Raw genomic sequence first — 24,800 nt, 5'->3', positions numbered from 1 at the left:
GCCGGTAAGGCTGGTTGGCCGCTCACAGCGCGATTGATCGGGTGTTCATTGAACAGAGCAACCTTAGCTGCCTGGAACATAGATCTGGTCGAAGATACCACCGTCATTAAAATGTTTGGCCTGAGTATCCCGCCATGTGCCGAACACATCTTTCAACGTGAACAGTTCAAGCGCCGGGAACTGATCCTTGAATTTTTCCTCCACGCTGTCCAGCGTTGGGCGGTAATAATTTTCAGCGGCAATTGTCTGCCCCTCTTCACTGTACAAATATTTCAGATAGGCATCCGCTACGTCGCGGCTTCCTTTTTTGTCTGCATTTTTGTCCACAATTGCAACGGGCGGTTCAGCCAAGATACTAACCGAAGGCACGACAATATCGAATTTGTCCGGACCCAACTCTTTTACCGATAGGAAAGCTTCATTCTCCCAGGCAAGCAACACATCACCAATGCCACGTTCAACAAACGTCGTCGTAGACCCGCGAGCACCCGAATCCAGCACAGGCGCATGTTTGAACAATTCACCAACAAATTCCTTCGCCTTCTCTTCATCATTGTTATTATGCTTAAGGGCATATCCCCATGCCGCCAAGTAATTCCAACGCGCCCCGCCGGACGTTTTAGGATTTGGGGTGATGACTTGCGTATCCCCTTTGATCAGATCATCCCAGTCCTTGATGCCCTTTGGGTTACCCTTACGTACAAGGAAGACAATCGTAGAGGTATACGGAGAGCTGTTATGCTCGTATTTATCCTGCCAGCCTTCATTAATCAGACCTTTATCTTCAATCGCATCAATATCGTATCCCAATGCCAGCGTCACCACGTCTGCATCCAGTCCGTCAATAACAGAACGACTCTGTTTGCCCGATCCCCCATGGGACTGCTTGATGGTCACTTCCTGGCCTTTCTCTTTCAACCAATGCGCCGCAAACGCTTTGTTATATTGCTCATAGAGTTCCCGCGTTGGATCGTAGGAAACATTCAGCAGCTCGATGGCCTTGGGCCCTTCTGTGCCGCCTTCCGCTCCCCCCGATGTTCCTGCCGCACTGGACCCGCCGCTATCCGATCCGCATGCTGCTAGAACTCCTGTTAATACCAGTGCCAGACCAACCAAAATACCCTTGTGAATTCTCTTTTTCATAAATAACACTCCCCCGATATAGATCTGCATGACTACCTCAGGCCGGCTGAACAGGATCAAACGCCCCGTAAAAAACAAGAAGACGGAGGAACCCCCGCGCACTTCTCCCCATAAAGTCATGCCGGCTTAAGGCCGTGCATGCTCCATCTGGAAAGGATGCGCTGCGGTGTTCCTCCGTCTATACGGTGAGAACGTTATTCTGTTCAGGTTGCATGGTTGCATCTGTCTGTAAAATGACTGTTTTCACAATGAAAACAAATTCATTTTTATTATTCCTACCTGTTTAGTAAGTTATATACGTATAATAAAGGCAGTCTATATACCTGTCAAACGTTTTTTCCGATTTTTACCGTATTTCTGGGCTATTGGTAAAAAAAAGAGGAACAACGAACCAGCGTCCGTTGCTCCCTTCAGCGAATCCCATACTTCGCTGGCTATTGAAAACATGAACGGAATTGGACAGCCACACCTTGTCCACTCCTCATCTGCCTGCATACCGGATATTGGGTACCGGTGGTGTGCTCATGCCTTCTCCCAGATAAAAACCGGTGTGTGGCGGTTGATTGTAGGCTACATTTTGCCAAGCGACGCCAAGACGGTACACTGGATCATGCATCAGCGTATAGATGCGTTTGTCCGTAACTGCTGTTGTGGTATAGATCCGCAGTGCTGAACTGTCATTCGTCCGCCATACCACTTCCTCTCTCCAGTCCCCGAACAGATCGGCCTGCAGATTCGGCGTAGACTTGGTTCCGTTATTGGAAGATACGCCGGAAGCGGTGAGCAGGTTCATCGTTGTGCTGTTAGCATAGTTCCACTTATCGATTCGGTTGCTGTCCAGCAGTTCACGGAGCAGATCCCCATCCCACCAGATACCAAAATTCGTGGAGGACGGCAGGGTTGTCCCGAGTTTCTGCCCTTTGGCTGTATACAGACTGCCGTCTGCCCATACTTCAGCGCCTTTATATCTTGGATCAATATCTGCCGCCATGCCGCGTCCAATATCCTTTGTTGTTTTGACTCCCCAGATTAACTGGCCTGTACCTGCATCCCGGAACTCCACTCCAGCATTGGATGGTGTCTCATGGACCTGAAATACCTCAAGTCCAGGGCGGTCCGGGTCGAGGTCACTCAGATGCATGGCATCGCCATGATGAAGCCCTGTTGTGTACAATCCTTTGCCGTTGTCATCCACTGCCATGGCACCATAAACGATCTCGTCTTTCCCATCTCCATCTACGTCCGCCACACTCAGATTATGATTGCCCTGCCCGGCATAACCCGAGTTACCGGAGGTATTGGAATCAAATGTCCATTGTTTGGTCAGCTGTCCATTCCGCCAGTTATAAGCCACGAGCACTGTGCGGGTGTAGTACCCACGCGCCATGACCAGACTTGGGCGCTCTCCATCCAGATAAGCAATGGCGGCAAGGAATCGGTCCACCCGATTGCCGTAGTTATCCCCCCAACTGGATACATTGCCACGCGCCGGTTCGTAGTTCACCGTGGAGAGCGCTTTGCCAGTCTGCCCATTGAAAACCGTCAGGAATTCGGGACCAGACAACACATAACCGCTGGAATTGCGGTAATCCTTGCTTGCATCCCCGATGACCACGCCAGTGCCATCCTTGGTGCCATCGGCTGTTTTCATCGCAACTTCGGCTTTGCCGTCACCGTCGAGATCATACACCATGAACTGGGTGTAATGAGCGCCGGCACGGATGTTTTTGCCCAGACTAATCCGCCAGAGGCGTGTCCCGTTTAATTTGTAGGCATCGATAAACACTTCCCCGGTATAACCACTCTGGGAGTTATCCTTGGAGTTGGAAGGGTCCCACTTCACAATCAATTCATACTCACCATCACCATCCAGGTCACCTGCGCTGGCATCATTGGCACTGTAGGTGTAGGCTACTCCATCGGGTGTTGTCCCACCTGCGGGTACACTGAGCGGTACAGATAGATAGTTATTGCCCCATACGCTTGCTACCGCTGAAGCAGCCTGCTCCGTTCCACTGACGACAGCGCGAACTGTATATTTGGAACTGCTTGTCCCGCTTGCATCCTGAAGGTTGGTGCTGTTTGTTATGGGCGTAGCGTTCACCTTGGTTCCATCCCGATAGACGTTAAACGATACATTCGATCCTTCCGTTCCCAGAAGCCGCCAACTGACAAACACACCTGTCCCGGTCTTCACAGCCACCACACCGCGGTCCAGATATTCCATCTGCCTTGCTCCCGCTGCATGTGTTACCGCCGTGTTGCCCAATCCAAGCGAAGTGACCAGTAACGCGGAACTTAGCAGTGATACTCCCGCTGTACGTAATGTGCGCTTCCACAATGATGATCGATTTCCCATAAACAATTGCCTCCCCAATTGGTTTGGTAAGCCCGATGCCCTTGTAGCGCCATCTTTTTATGTAAGCGCTTTAATATATTCATTTTAAATTAAACATATAATTCCATCTATAGGTCTAATTTAGTAATTGGATGGTTGGCATATGAAAAATGCCAAAGGATTTCTCCTTCGGTTAGCCGTTGCCCATTCTTCGAATTGCTTCAGTCGACTGGAGTCGCAATCAACTGACTCACGGATATGGGACGATTCCCATGTTCGCATAAAAAGCCTAAAAAAGCTGTAAAACCATGTGTTTCTCCATGATTTTACAGCTTATAGACCACTTTTTAGATGTAATATTCCACGTTTACTTCACCGTATTACAACTTTTATACCACAGGCGCAATACATACCGGACGAGGCAGTTCTAGCTTGAACCCGTTATGCGTCAGACGTCCGTCTTCTTCACTGATCTGGAAACCTACGAGGTTATTGCTGTCCTGATTCGCCACGACCAGAATCCCACCTGGCAAAATATTAAAGTTACGCGGTGTCTGCCCAATCGTGGACGTCCACTCTACAGCTTCCAACTTACCGCTCTCCTGATCAATATGATAAAGTACGATGCTGTCATCTCCCCGATTGGATGCATACAGGAAACGTCCACATGGAGATACACGGATGTCTGCAGCCGTACCCTCTCCTTTATGCCCTTCTGGAAGTGTGGAAATGTGCTGCACCGTAGTGAACTCCCCTCTGCGCTCATCGTACAGGAATGCCGTAACCGTATTGTCCAATTCGTTGATCACATAAGCCCACTTCGAGTTGGGATGGAACACAAGATGCCTTGGCCCTGCGCCTGGTGGTTGATCCATCTCACGATGGGTAACCAGACGTCCATCTTCCAACCGATACACAATGATCTGATCCAGACCGAGGTCACATACGACAGCATACTGCCCGGACGGATCGGGTTGAATGGAGTGTGCATGCGGCCCTTCCTGGCGTTCTTCGTTGATTCCACTTCCCGTGTGCTCCACCCATGCACTCATCTCACCAAGCGTCCCCTGATCGCCAACCGGGAATACATTGACACTGCCGCTACTATAGTTGGATGAGAACACCCACTGACCATCCTTGGAGATAGACACATAACATGGAGAAGCCCCTCTGGTCTGTTTTCGATCCATCAGGTGCAGCTCACTTGTTGCCGCATCTCTCCGATAGACCAACACCTCTCCCTCGTCCGTTTCACTCGCCACATACAGACAGTTTCCATCCGGGCTTAGCGCCAGATAAGACGGATTATCCACACCATCCATGTGATTGACGATTCGCATCTCTCCTGTATCCGCATTCAACGCACATAGGAATATTCCGGGTTCATCCGCTGAAGCATACGTACCTGTATAGAAAAGCGTTTCCTGTGTTTTGACTGGTTCCATATCTAAATCTCTCCCTTTTCCTGTATATTCACTGTTCTGATTCTTCCCACTGGTATGTACTTACCCAATTCACGGGCAACTGCTTCACTTCCTGTAACGTGGCTTTCTAAATCGAGAACACCTCCGGTGAGCGCTCTCATATCTGTCATTGACTCCCTTATCGCCTCTCACCATAATACAAAGTATGAGACCTAACAACAGACCACCCCTACAGCGTAAATCTGACGGATTTCGTATGCAAAAACTCATTGTGCTTCCGGACTCCCTGCTGCAAGAAACCGCAGCTTATCCGGTCACGTCCGGATTATATGTTACCGATATCGGTTACTTTCACGAAGCAGAGCATCATTACCGTGACCGTCCCAATGGTTGTGAATCACACATTCTGATGTACTGTGTCCAAGGCACAGGCTGGTATACGATGGATGGCAGCAAGACATATGATGTCAGCCCGGGAAACCTCGTTATATTACCTGCACATGTCCCTCATGTGTACGGAGCCAACGCAGCTGAACCATGGAGCATCTTCTGGATTCATCTGCGCGGGGAACACGCTTTATCCTACATAGAACCCTTGTTAACTCATCATATTACTACCATGCCACCGGCCAAGGCTCAAAAATGGCTTGAGCTGTTCCATGAATGTTACGGCGCACTTGAGACGGGTTACTCCATGCAGACGATGACGTATGCCTCCCAGATTATTGGCTATATGCTGGGCATGCTCGCTTATGGACCGGAGACGACAGGAACAGATGGTGGGATCGTGAGCAGCAAACGTGCGGCCGAACAATCCGTCCAATATATGTTGGAGCACCTGGAGAATGGAATCACCCTCAAGGAACTGGCGGCTCACGCGCGGTTGTCTGTCCCTCATTACTCTCAGTTATTCAAGCAAGCTACGGGGCATTCGCCCATCGATTACTTTCTGCGGCTGAAGATTCAGCATTCCTGCCGCTATCTGGATTTTACCGATTGGACCGTGAAGCAGATCAGTTCCGAGCTTGGATTCAAGGACCCGTACTACTTCTCCCGTCTGTTCAGCAAAATGATGGGACGTTCACCCACGGATTATCGAAATAAATCCAAAGGTTAGAGGCAGTGCCTTCACTTAGCCCTATCTGAATGATTATGAATTCAGTTGGAAAATTCCAGCAACCTTTTGAACAGAAGGGTCGTCTATAGGGCAAATAACTTTTATATAAAGGGATCATCCCTAGAAAAGTGAGGCGAACCTAGCATGAAAAAAAATATACTTGCTACATTAACTGCGGGAGCTCTGCTCACGCTGTCTCTAAGTGCAGGCCCGATCAACGCTGCGCAGGCCCAATTCACGGATATTCAAGGTATCGCAGGAGCAGACAAAATCGAATCTCTCCATAAAGATGGATTCATCAAAGGTGTGAGTGACAGCTTGTTCAAACCTGAACTGGAGTTAAATACCGCTCAGGGCATTCAACTGATTGCGGACGGCCTGAATCTGAATCTGGACACGATTCGTTTTATTAAAATGCCGGTACCAAGTGACTACTTCTCTGCTGTAAAAGATGGCGTATGGTACAGTGATGCATTTATCCGCGCACAATATAATGGCATTCAGATGTCACAGAATATCGATCCGTCCAAACCGCTTACTCGTGAACAATTCACACTGTTCCTGATGCAAGGCATCGAGGCCAAAGGCGGTCTGCCGATGATTAATATCAAACCTGTGGACATTACCGACGAAAAGGAACTTACGCCAGAGTATCAAGGTGCCATTCAGCGTTCACTCGTTCTTAAAATCAATGAACTGGATGCCGACGGAAACTTCAATCCCAAACAAACGATTACTCGCGCTGAAGCAGCAGTGATGATGTATAACGCAATCGAGTACATGGAATCGTTCCATGCACCACAAATCCCGGAAACACCTGAGAAGTAATACTTCCTTGGTGGAAGCAGTATGCCAAACAGCCGCACCTTCCCTCAGCAGGAAAGTGCGGCCGTTTGTATTATACCTATATCACTGATGCAATCATCAGATTTAACTTTCTAACTTAGAAAGAACCTTTAACAACTACCTCAGACAACGGTAAACGTCCTGACGGGCGAGCTGGCTGTGCAGCTTTACCTACAGTAATCAACAACGTTGGCACAAATCGTGCAGGAATGTTGAATGTTTCGATCAGTTTTTGTGGATTATATCCACCGATTGGACATGTATCGTAACCCAGGGAGCGTGCAGCAATCATAATATTTTGGGAAGCAAAAGATGCATTGCGGATCGCTTCATCGCGAGCGATTTGCGGGCTTTGGTAAGCACCGTTGATCTGTCCAACCAATGCGTCACGAACCTCAGCAGTCAGTGCGCCTGCTTCAACAGCTTGATCGTAGATTACAGTGTTACGGTTTGCTTCCAAATCTCCGAGAACAGCAATCGTAACCGAACTTTCCACGATCTGACTTTGACCGTAAGCAACTGGCAGCAATTTCGCTTTGTCTGCTTCGGATTCAATCACGAGGAATCTCCAGTGTTGCAGGTTCCATGAAGATGGTGCTTCCGCAGCTGCTGTCAGAATCGCATTGAGATCAGCTTCAGGCAATTCAAACCCTTTTTCGTACTTTTTGACAGCATGGCGTTCGCTAATAACGCGAAGTGTTTCATTTTTTTCAATGCCTGACATGTGTTCCACTCCCCAGAATCTAGTTTGTTTATACTTCTTTTACTTTCGCAAGGTGATCTCGAAGTTTACTCTACCAGGGATTTTCCTTCCGAAAATAACATCAGCGCAGACGATCTCTCCTCATCTGTGTTCAGGTTATGCCCGGAATCGCTTGAGAACATCAATGGATCTTTCACCGGAGCATACGCCCATGCCGTAACTTGTCCACCATGCCTGACTAAACCAAGGCCATGTCATGAAGGACCATTCGTTGTGGACTCCGTCAGGACTTCTCCTTTGCAGGCAATCCATTCAGCGACAGGGTTATCGCTTCCCCATGACCTATGCGCTCTTTCACATCCTGGATGGATATACGGTCAAAATAAGCGCTGAGCGCCTCTTCGCCTCCGTTATATATGTTCCCCATCACATCCTGCATATTGGAAGATACCACGCATGATGAACCGGACTCCCCTGAGCACCAGCTGGGACCGAGTGAACCACCAGCTACCAGTCTGTACAATTCTCCCAGCTTGATCTCTTCACTTGGACGGCTAAGCAAGTACCCACCATGAGCACCTTCCTTGGTCGTCAGGTAACCATGCTTGCGCAGAACACTAAGTACCTTACGGACTCTGGCCGGGTGTGTACCCACACTCTGGGACAAATCTTCACTATTGGCCATACACTCATCTCTCATCGACAGAAAAACAAGACAATGCACCGCTATGGTAAATTCACTGTTCATAACTTACTCCTTCCCGGCTTACAACACCGATGAACTCCAACTCAAGGTAAGTATAACTGTCATTATATGAATAACAGTTATGTTTGTCAACTTTCACCCAGCATGGAGATCAAACGTGATTTTTCCTGTTATACCAATACTTACAGCTCATCAACACAATTAAGCTAGGATGAACATCCCGTCTTCATTTTAATCCAAAAAGAACAAAAAAGTGAGCCTTCCGCTACGCGAAGGGCTCCAATAAGATAGACATATGAAAGGGCTTACGTGATTATTATAATCGGTAATCTCCAATTTGAAAACGCTTTTTTTGTAAAGTGCATCATTATTTTAAATTTTTTTTATTTGAATAAATTAAACAACAGGTATTGCTAAAACTAATCCCATTAGTTATTATACTAATACCATTAGTTTTAAGGAGGGTTTAACGATGCGTATTACCCGAGAATTTGATGTCGTTCAAGTTACGTTTTTCCCAAGACTCTTCCCTGTGAACGTATACCTGGTTGAAGAGGAAGAGGGTTTAACCCTGATTGATGCCGGAATACCGGTCAGTCTTAAGGGGATTTTGGCAACTGCCCAGTCCCTTGGAAAGCCCATTACCAAGATCATTCTGACTCACGCGCATAGCGACCATATTGGTGCATTGGATCGTCTCACAGAGGCACTGCCTCAAGCCGAGGTCTTCATCTCCAGACGAGATGCCCGGTTACTGGCGGGTGATACTTCCCTTCTTCCCGGTGAGCCACAAACCCCGGTACGCGGCGGCGTGCCTAAGCCCAAAGCGGTGCGCACCCAGCCAAACCACTTGCTGAATGACGGTGACCAGATTGGTTCACTGGTCGCCATTGCCTCACCAGGACATACGCCGGGGCATATGTCCTTCATGGATACGCGCAGCCGCGTTCTCATCGCTGGCGACGCGTACCAGCTGCAAGGCGGCCTTGCCGTATCCGGCCGCGTGCGCCCGCTCTTCCCGTTCCCCGCGCTGGCGACGTGGAACCGCGAAGCGGCTCTGGCCAGCGCGAAGCGCCTGGCGGAGCTGGAACCGTCCGTGCTGGCTGTAGGCCACGGACGGATGCTGCGCCAGCCCGCGGGCGCCATGCGCGCGGCAACCGCTGATGCACAGCAGCGGTTTGATCTTGCCGGGGGGCAACTATGAGCCCCCGGCAAGGGCTGGATCGCGGCGCTCTGCTCAGCGCCGCCACCCAGCTTGCTGACAGCGACGGCTTTCAGGCGCTGACACTGGCCGCGTTGGCACAGCGGCTGGATGTGCGCTCGCCGTCGCTCTACAACCACATCAGCGGACTCCCCGGGCTTCGCCAGGAAATGGCGCTGATGTCCGTGCAACAGCTTAGCCGCGCATTAACCGCGGCTATCGCTGACCGAACTGGCGATGATGCCATTCAGGCCATCGCTGCGGCATACATTGGCTTCGTCCGCGAGCACCCCGGGCTCTACGAAGCCTCATTTCATGCCCCGGACCGCGAGGAGCCACAGCTCGCCGCGGCCAGCACAGCCACGCTGGAGTTGCTGCTGCACAGCTTGCAGCCCTACCCGCTCACCGAAGCGGAAGCATTGCACGCCGTTCGTGGTTTGCGCAGCCTCTGCCATGGATTTGCCTCCATTGAGGCACAAGGCGGCTTCGGCATGGACTTTGATCCGGACGAAAGTCTGCGTCTGACCGTATCCGCCTTCCTGCACGGACTCCGGCATCTTCACCAGGACTAGTTAAGGCACGCATTGCATCATGAAAAAGGACTGCAGAGGATCTGCAGTCCTTTTTACATTGCCGTGTATTGGATCATCCCATAGATTTGGAAGTAATAATGTTATAGTTGCGCCAATGACTTTTAACACATTAACATCCACTTTGAATTCATCTTTCATCCGCTTGTGTTCTTTATAATTTCTTTCTTTACAATTTTTTTTAATACAGAAGAAAAAGGGCGTCTCGGTTGCGTGATGCCATGATCAGTGCCCTCTGACCAAAATCTAACGAACCGAGGACACGCTATAACGGCAATTAGAGCGAATAACAACAACTAACGAACTCCACACGTCCTATTTCGCAGAAAACTGGCTGCGGGACAGGAATAATGAGTATATTCCGTCATTTAAACGTGTCTGTGATTCGTTACATTTACCAACGTACCAAATTAGGACATATAAGATGTGCTGAGTTCGTTAGAACGTGCTACGTACGGTGCTTCAAATCACATTGCCATAGCGGCACACATCCAGACACACATTGTGTTATGGAGCTAAATACGGAGCGTTCATGCTCCAAATTGCGTTGATCATGCGGATGCGGATACATGGCTAGATAAGGATCTTACCTTGCTCGTAATGCACATGGTAGTACATGTTTTATTACTATTCATGCATAGATCACGCTATAGTTCAGTGCACACATTGGGGCGATACTCGATAAGGATCTTACTCTGATCATAATGCACATAGTAGTACATGTTTTATTACTATTCATGTATAGATCACGCTATAGTTCAGTACACACATTGGGGCGATTCTAGATACGAAGCTTACCTTGCTCGTAATGCACATGGTAGTACATGCTTTATTAGTATTCATGTATAGATCACGCTACAGTTCAGTACACACATTGGGGCGATTCTAGATACGGAGCTTACCCTGGTCGTGATGCACACTTTAGTACTTATTTTAATACGTGTCCTAATACGAATCATTTAATAGATCTCACTACATGTACGCCGCAGCGGGACAATTTTTGTTTTGGATCTAGCTACAACTCCCATTGTTCAGGGCGGTAAGAGTCTGAAACATATTCGATCTACCCAGTCCCAGTCCCATTTCACCTGGCCATCTGATCCTTACTTGATCCGCCTTGTCTCTCAACCGCACTTTTGCCTTTCACATCTACGCACTTCTCTAATATGTACATCTCCCGTTCCTCTCGCAAGGTGGAATGGACTTTGGCTTCCCTTTTTCCATCGAAACGGTTCTCGATAATCTATCTATGGCCATTGCTGCCGTCCATCCTGCACTTCATTCAAAATATGCTTCATCACGGGCACGTACACTTTCCAGTAGAACATGTCCGGAATATCTTTCTGATCTGGCGTAAGCTTGGACCGGACGACCTCCCATCCACGGATTCGGCGCCAGAAGGAATAATGCTTCATCTCTCCAAAGGACCCTGCCATGTAATACGACCGATTATAGTCGTCGTACCGGACCAGTGCAGCAAATTCCGCAGGAATTCCTGCATCCACCAGCTTCTGCTCACCTGTCTCCGTCAGATCCGTCTTATACCAGGCCAGTATGGAGTTCTTCTCTTGCGGCACAATGATATCGAACCAGCCACTATAATGTATATCCTGGGTTATGCCGCTCCAATCACTGCCTTCCGGTGTAAATGCAATCTGTATATTGCCTGTCTTCACATCCGGACCTTTCGCCAGTACCATGACCTGTCCATCCATATGGATCAGCAGCATACCCGCTCCGTGATAAGACCATTTCTTCTTCTCTTGTTGCTCATAGTTCGTCCGAATCCAACGGGGTACTTCTTCTATACTTTGCAGATTAGATACCGATTTCCCTTGCCATCCACTGCTGTCCACACCCAAGATGGGGTATAGTTGCTCTCTTGTCATCTTGGAAGCCGTATTTGCCAATGCACTGTATTCGGCAACAATCGTTACCCCTTTATACGCAGCCTCGCGGATTTTCTGCACATCATATATCGTTAATCCTTCATAGATTCCGCCTTGTTTCCCTTCACTCTTGTGTGCAGACAGACTACTCCGATTCGCCGTCAGATAGATCAGATCCGTATCTGTCACCTCATCAGGCAGCAGTTGCTTCATCCGTGGAAGCCCGTTCTGAAGATCATAACCGTAATAATCCTCTTCATACGAGTAGTATTCCCCTGTGTGCTGTACAATCTTCTGTTGATTCAGAAGCCAAACCAACCCCTTGTGCCCCTGATAGGACAAGTCCGGTCTGCTCTTGTCAATAATCATGATGTTCAGTGAAACCGGGGCCTGGGATTGCCACATAATCCATGGGACAACCAGCACCACCGATACCACTGTAAAACAAGCCAACGTCCACATCGTGGCTGGCCTGTAACTTTTTTTCATGAAGCGTATTCCTCCTTGCTCTGTTCCAAGGTATTGTCAGGATCGATCGTTAGATTACCCTAATCCATGTCTGCTGTCCTTTTCCTCTGCCTTCCGCAATCCCATAGCCTGCAACATGCCATATATACGGGATATGTTATTCAGCGGTCTGAACCAGAACGTCTCCGTACATGCATACAACAGCAGACGTGTCACCTCTCGGGACGTATATACCTTGCGTGAACACCATATTTCGAACATCACCACACTTGCGGACAACAAGGAACCATAGAGGGTCAGTAGCAGAACGAGAATGATGCATAGGTTAATATCCACCCACTGTAGCCCTATGCCTGCAATGAACAGCACGATCGCTCCCAGTTCCAACACAGGCCCCAACAATTCGATCAAAATAAAATACGGGATGGATACCATCCCCATCCAGCCATAGGCCGGATTGAAGATCATGCTCCGCTGAGTCCATAGACTGCTTGCAAGCTGCATGTGCCAACCGATACGCTGTCTGCACAGCTGATGCCATGTACCGGGTACTTCTACCCTGCAGATCGGATCGGGAATATATATAATACGGCCACGTTCCCGAATCTGCTTCATATGTTTCTGTAACCGCATCACCAGTTCCATGTGAGCGACCTGGTCATCGCGCTTGTAACCTCCAACTTCCAACACCCGGTTCTTTTTGAATATACCGAATACTTCAGACGTAAATAAAAGCACATTAATATTATAACGAACAAGGCCCACACCGCTAATCAGAAAAGCACGCACGTATTCAATGGTCTGCATTACAAACAACGTACTGCCCGTCCTTCTTGCGCCGTTGTCGGTTAAATCCGTTTGATTCGTATTTCTGGAGGCCATGAGATCTACTCGTCCACTACAAGCAACGACCTCTTCTCCTGGGAGAGCATCCATAACGGGCTTCATAATCTTCACCAATGCATCCCGTTCCAGAACTGTCCTGGGTCCAACAGAGGCGATATAAGGATATTGCGAGATATTCAGACCGGCATTCAGGGAGTCCATTCGTCCCCCATAAGCCTTGTCGATCACAACCAGACGATGATGTAATCTGGATTGGTAGACACATTTAATCTGAGCCGTCTCCTGACCGAGTCCCGAATAATGAACTTTACTCCGAATGGGCATCAGATCATAGGTTTCTTTTAGACGCCGCATGGTCTCATCCTCTGATCCATCATTAATGATAATAACCTCATAACGTGCATACTGAATATCCAACAGACAGCTGATTCGCTGTACGATCGTATCCTCGCTATTCCGCACCGGAACAAGCAGGGATACCGCAGGAGCCAGTTCTTCATCCAACATCTCATGATATTGCAGCGGGTCCAGATCCCTCTGGCGGATCAATGTGCGAGCGGCAGCAACGACCAGAACACTACACGTCACAATCGCTAACACCAGATAGATAAATATCCCCTCGTAACATGCCAAAACAAAACTCCGCAGCATCTCAATCCATCTTTCGTCCATACTGCATCCTTTCCAGCGTTTCCTCCGCTATCTGCCTTGCATATTTATCCGGATGGTTTACAGCCGTATCCCGGAGCTCTTCAAGTCCCTGCTCGTACCGGGCAAGAGAGTTCGCCGCTTCCTGTCGGATCTGAAAAGAAGGATCACCCATCATTACCTTCAGTCTAGGAATAAAAGCATCCGCATGAACAGTACCCATAAGCTGGGTCACTGTTAGTCTTTCAGAGCGTTGCCTCTCCTCACCAGATTCGTTCCATACCAGCAATAGCCCCTTCAGCAATTCTTCGCGACCTCTGCTCACTTGAGCCAATGCCTGATAAGCATGGGTACGCAGCAACGCATCCTCTCCAAGAATGAGCTTCTCCAGTAGAACAACGGCACCCTCCGTCTGGTCATCCCGAATACGAATGGCATGGACGATATTAGACTGGACCTGGTAAGGTACATCCTTAAAATGATCCTTCATACGAGTCCAGGATGAATCGGTAAGCAACAGCAGAATCTGCAGATACTGCGTATCGGACCATACATATTGCTCACGCATCAATTCCTTCACGATTCTGAAATAACCGGTTCTGGCATATATGCGCAATATGATGAAGCGTTCAAGCGGCGTACAGGAAGTAACCCGCAACATATCCTCTAACCTGGGCAGAAGCTCTATCATATGAAACTGTTCAATATATAACAACGTGTTGACCCGTTCACTCCACTTTCCCGTCTTCAGAACCGACCGGTATGAACTTCCAAAGACTTGCCAGGATAACAGACGAATTCGCAGAGTCTCGTGCTCTTCCGGACCTTGAGCAAGCCGTTGCAATAACAGCTGCTGCAAAACACTCTGTTGATCTCCACTCATATTCATTAAGTCAGCTTTCACTTCTCCTTGGCCCAGATACTGCTGTAACACCGAATCTTCGGAATGTAATTCCTGCATCAGTACCGTCTTAACCTTTTCCCTGCGTCTACTGCTATATTTCATCCATAAGATGTAACTGTAGATAACCAGCAAAAAAGCTAGTACACTTGCACATATGAGGCTGACCACATGTACTAACCAATCTGTATTACCTGCAAGCCACCCTCTATGATGTGAGCCGATAAGCTTGATATACATCCATTGTTGTCCAATCATTGCATGATTTCCCCTTAATCGAATAAACGGCCTTACAACGGGCACAATAATACAAAATTTTCAAATACACCCTGTGAATACATATCGGGTATATGATACACTAAGCTTTCTATCGGCTTTCTGCGTTTGTGATATAATAGGAACTGAAAATTCCGGCAATTCGTATTGGGTTCCGGATCTCCGGATAACATATTATTCCAGAAAGAGGGAGTTCTACGTGGCTCAAATCAGTCCGTACTACCTGCAAATCGGAGCAACCGTGGGCATGCTTGTCATGGCACTGCTTGCCATCTTCATCCGCATGAAAGCCAGTCACAGACCGGTGACCATTCGTAAAATCCTTATTCCTCCGCTCGGCATGAGCACAGGATTTCTCATGTTTGTTGTACCAGCAACACATGTTCCTCTACTCTGGGCATTCTTTGCGTTTTTGGTGGGCTGGTTCCTCTTCTCCTATCCCCTCATTCGCAGTACACGGTTTGAACGAGTAGGTGAAGAAATTTTTGCCACACGTTCTCGCAGCTTTGCATTTATCTTGCTTGGATTGCTGGCCGTACGCCTGATCCTGCATGAAGTCATTCAGCGATATGTAAGTATTCCGCAAACAGGCGGATTGTTCTTCCTGCTGGCTTTTGGCATGATTGTACGCTGGCGTGTATATATGTACAAACACTACAAAGAAGTGCTGGTCGCCGAACACTAGTCACCTACATAGACCACGCATAGATTTACAGATAAAAAAGACACGTTCTGCTGCCCCCTCGGTGTGCAGAACGTGTCTTTTCGTTTTCAACCTAATTGTACATGTAAACCATTCAATATCTATTCAGGATCTGCAACCTTAACCAGTTGCTTGCCCAGATTATCTCCCGAGAAAAGACCCATAAATGCTTCCGGCGTCTGTTCGAACCCGTCCACAATGTTTTCTTCATACTGGATATGACCTTCCTTGATCCATTTCGCCAACTTGGCGCGGCCTTCCTTGAAGGATTTCGTATAGTCACCCAGCAGGAAACCTTTCATTAATGCTGTATTTGTTAACAGCAGCGTCTGTGGTCGCATCCCGATATCCGGCTTCTCCAGATTATAGGACGAGATCTGACCGCATAACGGAATACGTGCATTCCGATTGATGTGGCGCAAGACTGCATCCGAGATGTCCCCGCCCACATTGTCAAAGTAGACATCTACACCGTCCGGGCAAGCCCGTTCAATGGCCGCTGACATATCCTGCTCCTTCTTGTAGTTCAACACCACATCGAAGCCCAGCTTTTCTTTCAAATAAGCGCATTTCTCATCAGAACCTGCAATACCAACCACGCGTGCTCCCACAATTTTACCAATCTGACCTGCAATCATGCCTACCGCTCCGGCTGCTCCCGATACAACAACCGTTTCGCCGTCCTTCGGTTTGCCGATATCCTCCATACCAAAATAAGCCGTCAGACCCGTCAGGCCCAGCGCACCCAGGTAAGCCGTGATTGGTGCTTCTTCGGTATCAATTAGCGAAAGATCAGCCGTATTCACTGCGGCATATTGCTGCCAGCCCCACATACCGGATACGAGGTCACCTTTGCGCAGATTCGGTTCCGAAGATTCCACAACCTGTCCAATGGCTCCACCCTTGATCACTTCATTTAACGCGTACGGTGCAGCATAGGATTTTGTATCTTTCATGCGGCCCCGCATGTATGGATCAACCGACAAATATAATGTACGTACCAGGACTTGCCCAGCTTCCGGTTCAGGAAGAGGTGCATCAATGAATTTGAAATTCTCTCTGGATGGGGCACCTTCGGGACGAGAAGCAAGTACGATCTGTTTATTTAAAGACACCAAAATTACCTCCTTGTTGCCAAGTGGACGCAAGGTTAACCCTTGTCAGCTGAGATCACTTACCACTGGCTCTGTGTTATCACTTCTTAATAGTTTAAACCGAAACAGGCGGTTCACAAACGTGGGCCGCCTTGAAATATGCAAATATCGTCACATTGTAGCTGCTTTTGGCTATTATTGTGCTGTCAAAATCACTGGACCATCCGCCGTAATCGCAATCGTATGTTCATACTGGGCAGACAGACTTCCATCCAAAGTACGAGCAGTCCATCCATCTGAATCCAGCTTACTTCGGAACGTACCAATATTCAGCATCGGTTCGATCGTAATAACCATGCCTTCCTTGAGACGCGGACCCCGATGAGGCGGACCGTAGTGAGGCACTTGTGGTTCCTCATGCATCTTCTCACCAATGCCGTGTCCGATAAACTCACGTACAACCGATAGGCCTTCACCTTCTGCATACACTTGAATCGCATTGGAGATATCTCCGATCCGGTTGCCCACCACGGCAAGTTCAATGCCTTTGTACAGAGAGTTTTTGGTTACATCCAGCAGATGTTGTGCTTCCGGAGTCACTTCACCTACGGCATATGACCAAGCCGAATCCGCCAGCCAGCCATTCAGATTAACGACCATGTCGATTGTAACGATATCGCCGTCTTTCAGTGCATATTTTCCCGGAAACCCGTGACAGATCACATCATTAACCGACGCACATGTCGCATATTGGTACCCGTTATATCCCTTTTGTTCCGGCGTAGCGCCATTTTTCTTCATAAAAGCTTCTGCAAACTGGTCGATCTCCTGTGTCGTAATGCCTGGACGAATCATTTTGGCAATTTCTCTATGGCATGCGGCGAGAATTTCTCCGGCTTTTTTCATATATTCAATCTGTTCTTTGGTCTTTATTGTAATCATAACAACTGCTCCTGTCCGTTAAAATCTTATCCTGTCCTCTATTGTAACGCTAAACGCTCAAAATAAAAAATTCCGCGCAATCAGCAACATCCTATTATACGCCAAGCTCCTGTCCAATGAATACAATTATCCATGAAAAACTCGAAACCCCTTCTGATCTAGCCACGTATATGCTTAAAACAGTTGAAGTCGAAAGGGTGAAAGCTCATGTTCAAAAAGATTATCGGCAAACTTATCGATTCCAAATCTTCATCTCACCGCAAACGTCATAGCTCCTCAGACAGGCGCTCATATAAACGTCACAGCAGCTCCTCAGGCAAGCGTTCCTACAAGCGCTATTCTTCTTCAGATGTGAAATACCGGGATAGCCGTAGTGGCTCCGGGTATTACAAAAGCAGAAAATACAGCTCTAGCTAAGCTGCTAACACGACTGCTTTTAAAGAGCAATGATCACACACCAGCTTATTAGACGCTACAATAAATGAATATGTAATAAAGGGGTGTTCGCTAGCCATACACACGGCTAACAGAACACCCCTTTATTGTTTCTATATAGTAAAAAGGAAAAAGACCCCCATAGATATCATACGAAGAGGTCACGGATAACAAATATAGGTCCGCCTATAGAGCTTATTCATTGTAATTTCAGCAACACCTTCTCAATCTCTACCTGTAACTCTGTCGCCCCACCCTCATAACTTGGCCGGAGTCCAAGGAGTCGCTCCAGCATCTGGTGCAATTCCGGCGTAAGCTTCAGTTCCTCCTGCCAACTGGCGGGTTCACGGCCCTTCTCTGGCTCATAAGCCGAATACAGCATAAAGAGAAGAAAGTGGCCGATATCCTGCAAATCATGATCCGGTGTAGCCGGTTCATCTTCAGGCTCAGGGACTTCACGCATACGTCGCTTTAGCTCCGGCAACAACGGCTCCCCCAAGCGTCTCGCCAGGCCAAAGTCAATCAGATGCACCGTCCCTTCACGTAAAATAACATTGGGAATCCGCACATCTCCATGAATATATCCCTGCTCATGCACATGAGCCACTGGAGCCAGCAGTTGACCTGCCAATTCCACACATTCCCGCTCCGTATATCGAAGACCTTGCTCAAATATGCAATCTTCCAGCGTCTGTCCACGAATATACTCGGTAACGATATAACTTCGTCTCCCGGATGTGAATACATCCAATAGATCAGGGATCGCTGGATGATGCAGACGTCTCATCACGTCCGCCTCCCGCTCCAACAGGTGCGCAGAGAGTCTGCCCTTGCTAGGCTTGGACTCCTTCAATGCCACTTCCCTGCCGTTCTGGTCATCTGTACACAGGTATGTCAGCCCATAACTCCCCATACCCAGCAATTCCTGTATTGTATAACGCTCAGCAATGGTCGTGCCTTCCCGCCGAGGACGATCCGTCCATAGTCCAAGCAATCTTTGCCAACTTCGTCGCAGCTCCACAGATCCTCCCACGCCAGCTTCCTGATCCACTCAGTCTTTATCTATACTGAGCAGTTCGTTGCCAGTCTTCATGTTGTATGGAGCTTATTATATCAGGCCCATAATGCAAAATCACGATGGGTAAATGCCTGTTGCTCAAGCTTCCTTATGCTTCTTGGGCAGGAACCCGAACAACATACGCAGGGATACTCCTTTGGGTTTGCGTTTTCTTCCCTGAAAACTGCGCAGATTGGTTACGAGTTCACGATCCCGCTCCTCTTCCAGCTTCTCGTTCATCCATAGACGCTGTTTTTCCATCTGTTCCTGAAGAGCCATATGTGTATCAGCCAGATGCTGAAGGGTCAGCTCCAGTTCATCGACCCGCTGTTGCAGCAGCTGTACCCGATCATCCTGTTGTTGTTCCACGGCACCATAAGTCACCTCACTTACCAGTTGCCCCAGACCTTCATAGGATCTCAGATTACCCATTATTTCAGGTTCTTGAGGGAGTACAGATGACATGACTGTCGCTGCACATTCCGTCTCTGACAGACCTTCAATTCCCACCACCGGGACATCTACTTCTACTACAGCTACAGGTACTTCTGGAGCCAATACAGTCACCACAGCATCAGCCAGGGGTAGATTATGCTCTCTGAGTTCAGTCATCAGGCGTTCAATGCACTCGATGTCGTCGGACTTAAATAGTCTGGATTTGTTGGCTGACCGTTCGAACCGGTATCCCTGTTCTTCCAGTGCCGCCGCATATTTACGAAGAGTACTTGCACCTATGCCCAGGCTCTTGGCCGTTTCCGTCGTTGCTCCCGCTTCTTCAATCATCATTAATTCCCTCCCGGAATGAAGTCTTTTGGGAATCAATTTCATAATACCTTTAGTGAGTTATGAAATTGATTCTTGGATAAAAACATTATGGCTTCAGCGTTCCTTTTTTTGGAACCGTCATCGGATCGGGGCAACCTGTCTCATGGATCAAGTATGCTTATCTTTTGCTTGTCCGTATGTATTCGTCAGCTTCTCGGCAGATCCCTTTGGCGGTTTTGTTCTGTTTCTGCGGATTCCTAAGAAGTTTTGTCAGGTATATGATCCGCACAAATAACCCCCAATCCGACAACGAACATGAATGCCGTCATGTCGAATGACACAGGTGCAAACGCCGTCAAATCATATGATTATGAATTATTCATGTCAATTTTGTTAACTCCTTTACTCCAATACGCTCCCGCGATAGCGGATATCATTGCTGTACAGCTTTTCCATGTGTTATCTTATGTAACGTAGAAGTGGATTCCAGCATAAAATAAAGGACTATACTTAACATAGGACACATTAGTAACGGATAAATATCAATCTAAATGGGGGCTGAACGGCAGTGTTAGGCAAATCAGGCAAAGTAGCGGTGATCGGGGCGGGTCTTGTCGGTTCGAGTTGTGCGTATTCCATGATTAATCAATCTATATGCAGGGAAATTATGATGGTGGACCGGACGTATGACCGTGCTGTAGCACAGGCACTGGATTTTTCCCATTGTATGGACTTCACACATAACCGCACTAAGGTATATGCAGGCACGTACGCCGATTGTGGCAATATGGATGTGATTATCTTAACTGCCGGGGCGAATCCCAAGCCAGGACAAACACGGCTGGATATTCTGGAGGAAGCAGAGTCGATTGCCAAAGACATCGTGGTCCCGATCATGAACAGTGGATTTAACGGGATTTTTGTCGTCGCTGCTAATCCGGTTGACATAGTAACTTATATGGTATGGAAATTATCCGGCCTCCCGCGCGAACACGTCATCGGTACAGGCACGTCCATTGATTCTTCACGACTCAAAACACTGCTGTCTGAAGTCTTCTCCATCGATCCACGCAGTGTGCATGGTTATGCTCTCGGGGAGCATGGAGAATCACAGTTCGTGGCCTGGTCGCATGTGACCATCGGTGGCAAACCGATTATGCATATCATGGATCAGCACAAGGAGCGCTTCAAACATCTGGATCTGGAGGATATTGCACGCAAAACAAAGGATGCCGGCTGGGAAATCTTTACCCGTAAAGGTTCTACCCAATTCGGAATCGGCAATGCCCTCGCGCATATCACTCGTTCCATCCTCAATGACGAACACAAGATCATCGCCGTATCGGCTATTCTGGACGGAGAGTACGAGCAACATAACGTATGCGTCGGTGTTCCTGCAATCATCGGTGGCAATGGTATTCAAGAGATTATCGAATTGAATCTGGATGCAACGGAACGTGAGAAATTCAACAATTCCTGTGAAATCCTATCTGGTAACATCAATCGTCTGACATTGGTATAAGCCATTCGTATACAACTCCACTTTGTATGCTTCAGCTCAACTTCAAAAGCCTGCCAACGCAAACATGCCAATAACACTCCATGCGAGGAGTCTTATTGGCATGTTTGCGTTTATTATTTTTCACAGCCAGATGAATCAATTTCATAATTGATTTGAGTAGTTGTTCAATTTGGTGCAAGTTGAGGTTCGTCCCTTGGCCCCCACTGTTGTAACACCCGCTTCAACTCACTCAGCATAACCGGTTTGCTAATGAAGTCACGCATACCAATCTCCAGACAAGCTTCCTTATCTTCACGTTTGGCATTGCCTGTAACTGCGATGATTGGAGGTATGCGATCCTGTGGAATTAGGCGGTGTAAAAGGTCTGTCGCCTTCAGTCCATCCATCACAGGCATATGAATATCCATCAGGACAATATCATAAGCATTCTGAGAGATGGCATCAATTGCTTCCACACCATTAGTACATACATCTGCGTGGTATCCGAGCTTCTCCAGATATTCTCGTAAAATCTTCCGGTTCACCGGATGATCCTCCGCCACCAGAATACGCATGGCGACCTTGTCACTCTGACGTGTGCGATCATGATGGAACTGACTTGCTGTCTGCTCTGCTGAAGCATCTACACTCGCCGCAGGAACAGCAAACCGGAAGGTTGAGCCTTCCCCTTCTATGCTCTCGACACTAATACTGCCTCCCATGATCTCCACGAGTCGCTTGGAAATGACCAGTCCCAATCCGGTACCACCATACTTCCGGTTAATCACCGGGTGTAGTTGAGAGAAGGACTGAAACAACTGATCCAGCTTGTCAGCGGGGATGCCAATTCCCGTATCTTGTACCGCAAAATCAAGAACACTGTCTTCAGGCTTTCTGCCCTTGATAATATCCACGGCAACCTCAATGCTTCCCTGATCTGTGAACTTGAGCGCATTGCCAACCAAGTTCACCAGAATCTGCCGGATACGTATGGCGTCACCGACCATGAACTCAGGGATGCTCGGATTGAGACGATATCTGATCTCCAGATGTTTCTCATCTGCAAGCGGTTTAAACAGTTCGGCAACCTGTTCCAGCATCTTGCGTAATGCAAATGGTTCATAAGCCAGTGCCATTTTCCCGGATTCCAGCTTACTGAAGTCCAAAATATCATTAAGGATGTTCAGCAGAGCATCACCGCTGTCTCGAATAATCTCGGCATATTCACGCTGTTCTTCCGATAAATCGGTACCGATCAACAATTCTGTCATCCCCACGATCCCGTTCATCGGTGTCCGGATCTCATGGCTAACCATCGACAGAAATTCCGACTTGGCCTGAGCTGCCAGCTCAGCTGTCTCTTTGGCACGTACAATTTCACGTTCGCCAGTCACATCATTAAATACAACCACCGCGCCCTGAATCTGTCCCTGTTCAATAATCGGCGTCACCTGATACTGCACCAGAAAGCTGCTGCCATCTTTACGCCAGAACACATCTTCCTTGATTGAACGTATCTGTCCATCCAACACGGTCATGTGGATCGGGCATTCTTCTTGTGGCAAATGACTTCCGTCTGCACGGGTGTGATGGATGATGGGATGTGAGTTTTTGCCAATGAATTCTTTCGCCTCATAACCGAACATCGAAGCTGCTGCTGGATTCATAAACATGGTGATTCCATCCGCATCCAAACCAAATATTCCTTCTGTAACCGTGTTGAGAATCAGCTCATGTTGCTTGCTGAGCTCCTGAATCCGTTCCGTGTATTCCTTGCGCTCGGTAATATCGGACACGATCCCATAGACGCCCACCATTTCCTTATCCACAATAATGGGCACATTCGTAACAGATACTTCAATCTTCCGACCACTTGAATTAACGACTCGGGTCTCATAATATTGCGGTTCGCCTTGCTTCACCATGTCAAAATAATGTTTGCCATGTTGCACTTCGCATTTATCCAGATTGGATAAAAAAGATTGGCCAATAAGCTTATTACGCGGAATATCCAACATTTGCACCAGTTTGCTGTTCACTGCGCTGTATTTACCTTCCAGATTCAATGAATACACAGCTGCCGGGTTATGTTCGAACAACGATCTGTATCGCTGACGGCTTTCCCGAAGACGTCTTTCCGCATCCTTATGCTGGGTGATATCCCTGCTGATGCTTACAATCTGGACACTCTTGCCACGCTCTCCAGCCACAGGTTTCGCCAATGTCTCCATCCAGATATAATGTCCCTTCTTGTGCAACACACGCATCTTGCAACCATTGCCGATCTTGGAAAGATCCATAGGGTCCGGATAATCTCCCGAATAACAATAATCTTTGAAGGACTTTCCTATGACTTCCTCCGGCCTATAACCCAGTAAGGTGTACACGGAAGGGGAAACGTATAACAACTCGCCATCCGTAGCACAAGTTGTAATCAGATCTTGTGCATGGTCAGCCAGCACCTGATATTTCTCCTGTGCCTCCTTAAGCTCACGTTGCACTTCCAGGATATCGGTAACATCTTTGGCAATGCCATAGATTCCTACAACTTCTTTTCCCTCCGTTATAGGCACATACGTTATCTCTGCCTGTTTCAGGGAACCATCTTTATGATAAAAAGTAATGGGATTACTGACTGAACGTCCAGCCAGTACCTCTTTAATGTATTGTTTGCGTGAATTTTCACTGTCCGGAGGACAGATCTCACTCTGATTCATACGAATCAAGTCATCCAGTGTATACCCAGATATCCGCTCTACCGAGGGATTAGCATCAATATAGTTTCCATGGATGTCCATTACATAAATGGCATCCGGATGGTTAAAAAACAGTGATTGGTAAGAACTTCCCTCAGAAATAATGCGCTTCAGGGTTTCCGTTTTATTAATATCCAAGGCTTACCCCTCTTTTCTCAGCCAATATCTTCATCTAACAGCAGGGATTAATTATCCCTTACAAAAATGGGCCTACCCTCGAATAACCATGTAAGCCTGCCTAGAAACAGCTTTTTTTATTTTACCAGATTCTCGTCTCATTTTGCTTGCAATCTATGATTCAATTCACACGATGTGTGAGGTAATACTTGGAATTTTGATTTACTTAGGAGGTGCCTGCAAAGGCAGACATTTTATACAAAGATCAAATTAAGCCTCTAACAAGCTTGAAGTTCAAGTCCAAGTCAGCCGATTCTGGCGGATGGCTAAACGA

At 47.8% G+C, this 24,800-nt stretch carries 19 protein-coding genes; 6 read left to right on the top strand and 13 right to left on the bottom strand.

What is annotated here, in order from left to right; all coding sequences use genetic code 11:
• Positions 1–63 precede the first annotated feature (63 nt).
• The 3 genes from V6668_RS02670 to V6668_RS02660 form a co-directional block, all read right to left on the bottom strand.
• Positions 64–1,143 carry a sulfate ABC transporter substrate-binding protein gene (locus V6668_RS02670; RefSeq protein WP_091038234.1) on the bottom strand — a complete coding sequence of 360 codons (1,080 nt, stop codon included), beginning with the start codon at positions 1,141–1,143 and terminating at the stop codon, positions 64–66.
• A 481-nt stretch (positions 1,144–1,624) separates the two neighbouring features.
• On the bottom strand, positions 1,625–3,502 hold the full coding sequence (locus V6668_RS02665) for a rhamnogalacturonan lyase (RefSeq protein WP_422395239.1): 1,878 nt from the start codon (positions 3,500–3,502) through the stop codon (positions 1,625–1,627).
• Between the two features lie 368 nt (positions 3,503–3,870).
• Positions 3,871–4,926, bottom strand: coding sequence for a lactonase family protein (locus V6668_RS02660; RefSeq protein ID WP_338707649.1), 1,056 nt, complete (start codon positions 4,924–4,926; stop codon positions 3,871–3,873).
• A gap of 235 nt (positions 4,927–5,161) precedes the next feature.
• Between V6668_RS02660 and V6668_RS02655 the strand changes: the two genes are divergently transcribed.
• Positions 5,162–6,022 carry an AraC family transcriptional regulator gene (locus V6668_RS02655; protein WP_051447037.1) on the top strand — a complete coding sequence of 287 codons (861 nt, stop codon included), beginning with the start codon at positions 5,162–5,164 and terminating at the stop codon, positions 6,020–6,022.
• A gap of 144 nt (positions 6,023–6,166) precedes the next feature.
• Positions 6,167–6,850 carry an S-layer homology domain-containing protein gene (locus V6668_RS02650; RefSeq protein ID WP_076254458.1) on the top strand — a complete coding sequence of 228 codons (684 nt, stop codon included), beginning with the start codon at positions 6,167–6,169 and terminating at the stop codon, positions 6,848–6,850.
• A 115-nt stretch (positions 6,851–6,965) separates the two neighbouring features.
• On the opposite strand, the gene V6668_RS02645 is transcribed toward V6668_RS02650, so the two are convergent.
• A complete protein-coding gene (locus V6668_RS02645; RefSeq protein ID WP_074093278.1) occupies positions 6,966–7,592 on the bottom strand; it encodes a nitroreductase family protein in 627 nt (208 codons plus the stop codon).
• 262 nt (positions 7,593–7,854) lie between these two features.
• On the bottom strand, positions 7,855–8,319 hold the full coding sequence (locus V6668_RS02640) for an Rrf2 family transcriptional regulator (RefSeq protein ID WP_338707648.1): 465 nt from the start codon (positions 8,317–8,319) through the stop codon (positions 7,855–7,857).
• A 430-nt stretch (positions 8,320–8,749) separates the two neighbouring features.
• Between V6668_RS02640 and V6668_RS02635 the strand changes: the two genes are divergently transcribed.
• Positions 8,750–9,481, top strand: a complete 732-nt coding sequence (locus tag V6668_RS02635) for an MBL fold metallo-hydrolase (protein ID WP_338707647.1) — start codon at positions 8,750–8,752, stop codon at positions 9,479–9,481.
• Positions 9,478–10,050 carry a TetR/AcrR family transcriptional regulator gene (locus V6668_RS02630; protein WP_036607476.1) on the top strand — a complete coding sequence of 191 codons (573 nt, stop codon included), beginning with the start codon at positions 9,478–9,480 and terminating at the stop codon, positions 10,048–10,050. The genes V6668_RS02635 and V6668_RS02630 overlap by 4 nt, the downstream gene beginning before the upstream one ends.
• Before the next feature lie 1,265 nt (positions 10,051–11,315).
• Here the strand turns inward: V6668_RS02630 and V6668_RS02625 are convergent.
• From V6668_RS02625 to V6668_RS02615, 3 genes are read right to left on the bottom strand one after another with little or no spacing between them, the layout of a single operon-like run.
• On the bottom strand, positions 11,316–12,446 hold the full coding sequence (locus V6668_RS02625) for a hypothetical protein (protein ID WP_036607479.1): 1,131 nt from the start codon (positions 12,444–12,446) through the stop codon (positions 11,316–11,318).
• A gap of 54 nt (positions 12,447–12,500) precedes the next feature.
• A complete protein-coding gene (locus tag V6668_RS02620; protein WP_051447038.1) occupies positions 12,501–13,943 on the bottom strand; it encodes a glycosyltransferase family 2 protein in 1,443 nt (480 codons plus the stop codon).
• Positions 13,924–15,078, bottom strand: a complete 1,155-nt coding sequence (locus V6668_RS02615) for a HEAT repeat domain-containing protein (RefSeq protein ID WP_036672182.1) — start codon at positions 15,076–15,078, stop codon at positions 13,924–13,926. The genes V6668_RS02620 and V6668_RS02615 overlap by 20 nt, the downstream gene beginning before the upstream one ends.
• A 217-nt stretch (positions 15,079–15,295) precedes the next feature.
• Here V6668_RS02615 and V6668_RS02610 point away from each other — a divergent pair, with 217 nt between their 5' ends.
• Positions 15,296–15,781 (top strand): CcdC family protein, encoded by a 486-nt coding sequence (locus V6668_RS02610; protein WP_036607484.1) that lies wholly within the window; start codon positions 15,296–15,298, stop codon positions 15,779–15,781.
• A 119-nt stretch (positions 15,782–15,900) separates the two neighbouring features.
• On the opposite strand, the gene V6668_RS02605 is transcribed toward V6668_RS02610, so the two are convergent.
• From V6668_RS02605 to V6668_RS02590, 4 genes are all read right to left on the bottom strand, one after another.
• On the bottom strand, positions 15,901–16,914 hold the full coding sequence (locus V6668_RS02605; protein ID WP_036607487.1) for an NADP-dependent oxidoreductase: 1,014 nt from the start codon (positions 16,912–16,914) through the stop codon (positions 15,901–15,903).
• Between the two features lie 174 nt (positions 16,915–17,088).
• The gene (map, locus tag V6668_RS02600) at positions 17,089–17,835 is read right to left on the bottom strand and encodes a type I methionyl aminopeptidase (RefSeq protein ID WP_036607489.1); all 747 of its coding nucleotides are present in this window, start codon (positions 17,833–17,835) and stop codon (positions 17,089–17,091) included.
• Between the two features lie 634 nt (positions 17,836–18,469).
• Positions 18,470–19,291 carry a serine/threonine protein kinase gene (locus V6668_RS02595; protein ID WP_338707646.1) on the bottom strand — a complete coding sequence of 274 codons (822 nt, stop codon included), beginning with the start codon at positions 19,289–19,291 and terminating at the stop codon, positions 18,470–18,472.
• Positions 19,292–19,426: 135 nt separating this feature from the next.
• Entirely contained in the window at positions 19,427–20,113 is a 687-nt protein-coding gene (locus V6668_RS02590; RefSeq protein ID WP_051447040.1) for a hypothetical protein, read from the bottom strand.
• A 547-nt stretch (positions 20,114–20,660) separates the two neighbouring features.
• Between V6668_RS02590 and V6668_RS02585 the strand changes: the two genes are divergently transcribed.
• Positions 20,661–21,614 carry an L-lactate dehydrogenase gene (locus tag V6668_RS02585; RefSeq protein ID WP_036607494.1) on the top strand — a complete coding sequence of 318 codons (954 nt, stop codon included), beginning with the start codon at positions 20,661–20,663 and terminating at the stop codon, positions 21,612–21,614.
• Between the two features lie 164 nt (positions 21,615–21,778).
• Here V6668_RS02585 and V6668_RS02580 read toward each other — a convergent pair whose 3' ends face one another.
• A complete protein-coding gene (locus V6668_RS02580) occupies positions 21,779–24,487 on the bottom strand; it encodes a PAS domain S-box protein (RefSeq protein ID WP_036672185.1) in 2,709 nt (902 codons plus the stop codon).
• Positions 24,488–24,800: the final 313 nt, after the last annotated feature.

Origin of the sequence: Paenibacillus amylolyticus, from assembly GCF_036894225.1 — a bacterium.
In the GTDB taxonomy this organism is placed as follows: domain Bacteria; phylum Bacillota; class Bacilli; order Paenibacillales; family Paenibacillaceae; genus Paenibacillus; species Paenibacillus amylolyticus.
This window is presented reverse-complemented; position numbering and strand designations above follow the sequence as displayed.

What these genes read in the sequence shown, in the direction of transcription:
- V6668_RS02670 (WP_091038234.1), bottom strand. Translation starts at nt 1,143, where the DNA reads ATGAAAAAGAGAATTCACAAGGGTATTTTGGTTGGTCTGGCACTGGTA.
- V6668_RS02665 (WP_422395239.1), bottom strand. Translation starts at nt 3,502, where the DNA reads ATGGGAAATCGATCATCATTGTGGAAGCGCACATTACGTACAGCGGGA.
- V6668_RS02660 (WP_338707649.1), bottom strand. Translation starts at nt 4,926, where the DNA reads ATGGAACCAGTCAAAACACAGGAAACGCTTTTCTATACAGGTACGTAT.
- V6668_RS02655 (WP_051447037.1), top strand. Translation starts at nt 5,162, where the DNA reads ATGCAAAAACTCATTGTGCTTCCGGACTCCCTGCTGCAAGAAACCGCA.
- V6668_RS02650 (WP_076254458.1), top strand. Translation starts at nt 6,167, where the DNA reads ATGAAAAAAAATATACTTGCTACATTAACTGCGGGAGCTCTGCTCACG.
- V6668_RS02645 (WP_074093278.1), bottom strand. Translation starts at nt 7,592, where the DNA reads ATGTCAGGCATTGAAAAAAATGAAACACTTCGCGTTATTAGCGAACGC.
- V6668_RS02640 (WP_338707648.1), bottom strand. Translation starts at nt 8,319, where the DNA reads ATGAACAGTGAATTTACCATAGCGGTGCATTGTCTTGTTTTTCTGTCG.
- V6668_RS02635 (WP_338707647.1), top strand. Translation starts at nt 8,750, where the DNA reads ATGCGTATTACCCGAGAATTTGATGTCGTTCAAGTTACGTTTTTCCCA.
- V6668_RS02630 (WP_036607476.1), top strand. Translation starts at nt 9,478, where the DNA reads ATGAGCCCCCGGCAAGGGCTGGATCGCGGCGCTCTGCTCAGCGCCGCC.
- V6668_RS02625 (WP_036607479.1), bottom strand. Translation starts at nt 12,446, where the DNA reads ATGAAAAAAAGTTACAGGCCAGCCACGATGTGGACGTTGGCTTGTTTT.
- V6668_RS02620 (WP_051447038.1), bottom strand. Translation starts at nt 13,943, where the DNA reads ATGGACGAAAGATGGATTGAGATGCTGCGGAGTTTTGTTTTGGCATGT.
- V6668_RS02615 (WP_036672182.1), bottom strand. Translation starts at nt 15,078, where the DNA reads ATGATTGGACAACAATGGATGTATATCAAGCTTATCGGCTCACATCAT.
- map (WP_036607489.1), bottom strand. Translation starts at nt 17,835, where the DNA reads ATGATTACAATAAAGACCAAAGAACAGATTGAATATATGAAAAAAGCC.
- V6668_RS02590 (WP_051447040.1), bottom strand. Translation starts at nt 20,113, where the DNA reads ATGATGATTGAAGAAGCGGGAGCAACGACGGAAACGGCCAAGAGCCTG.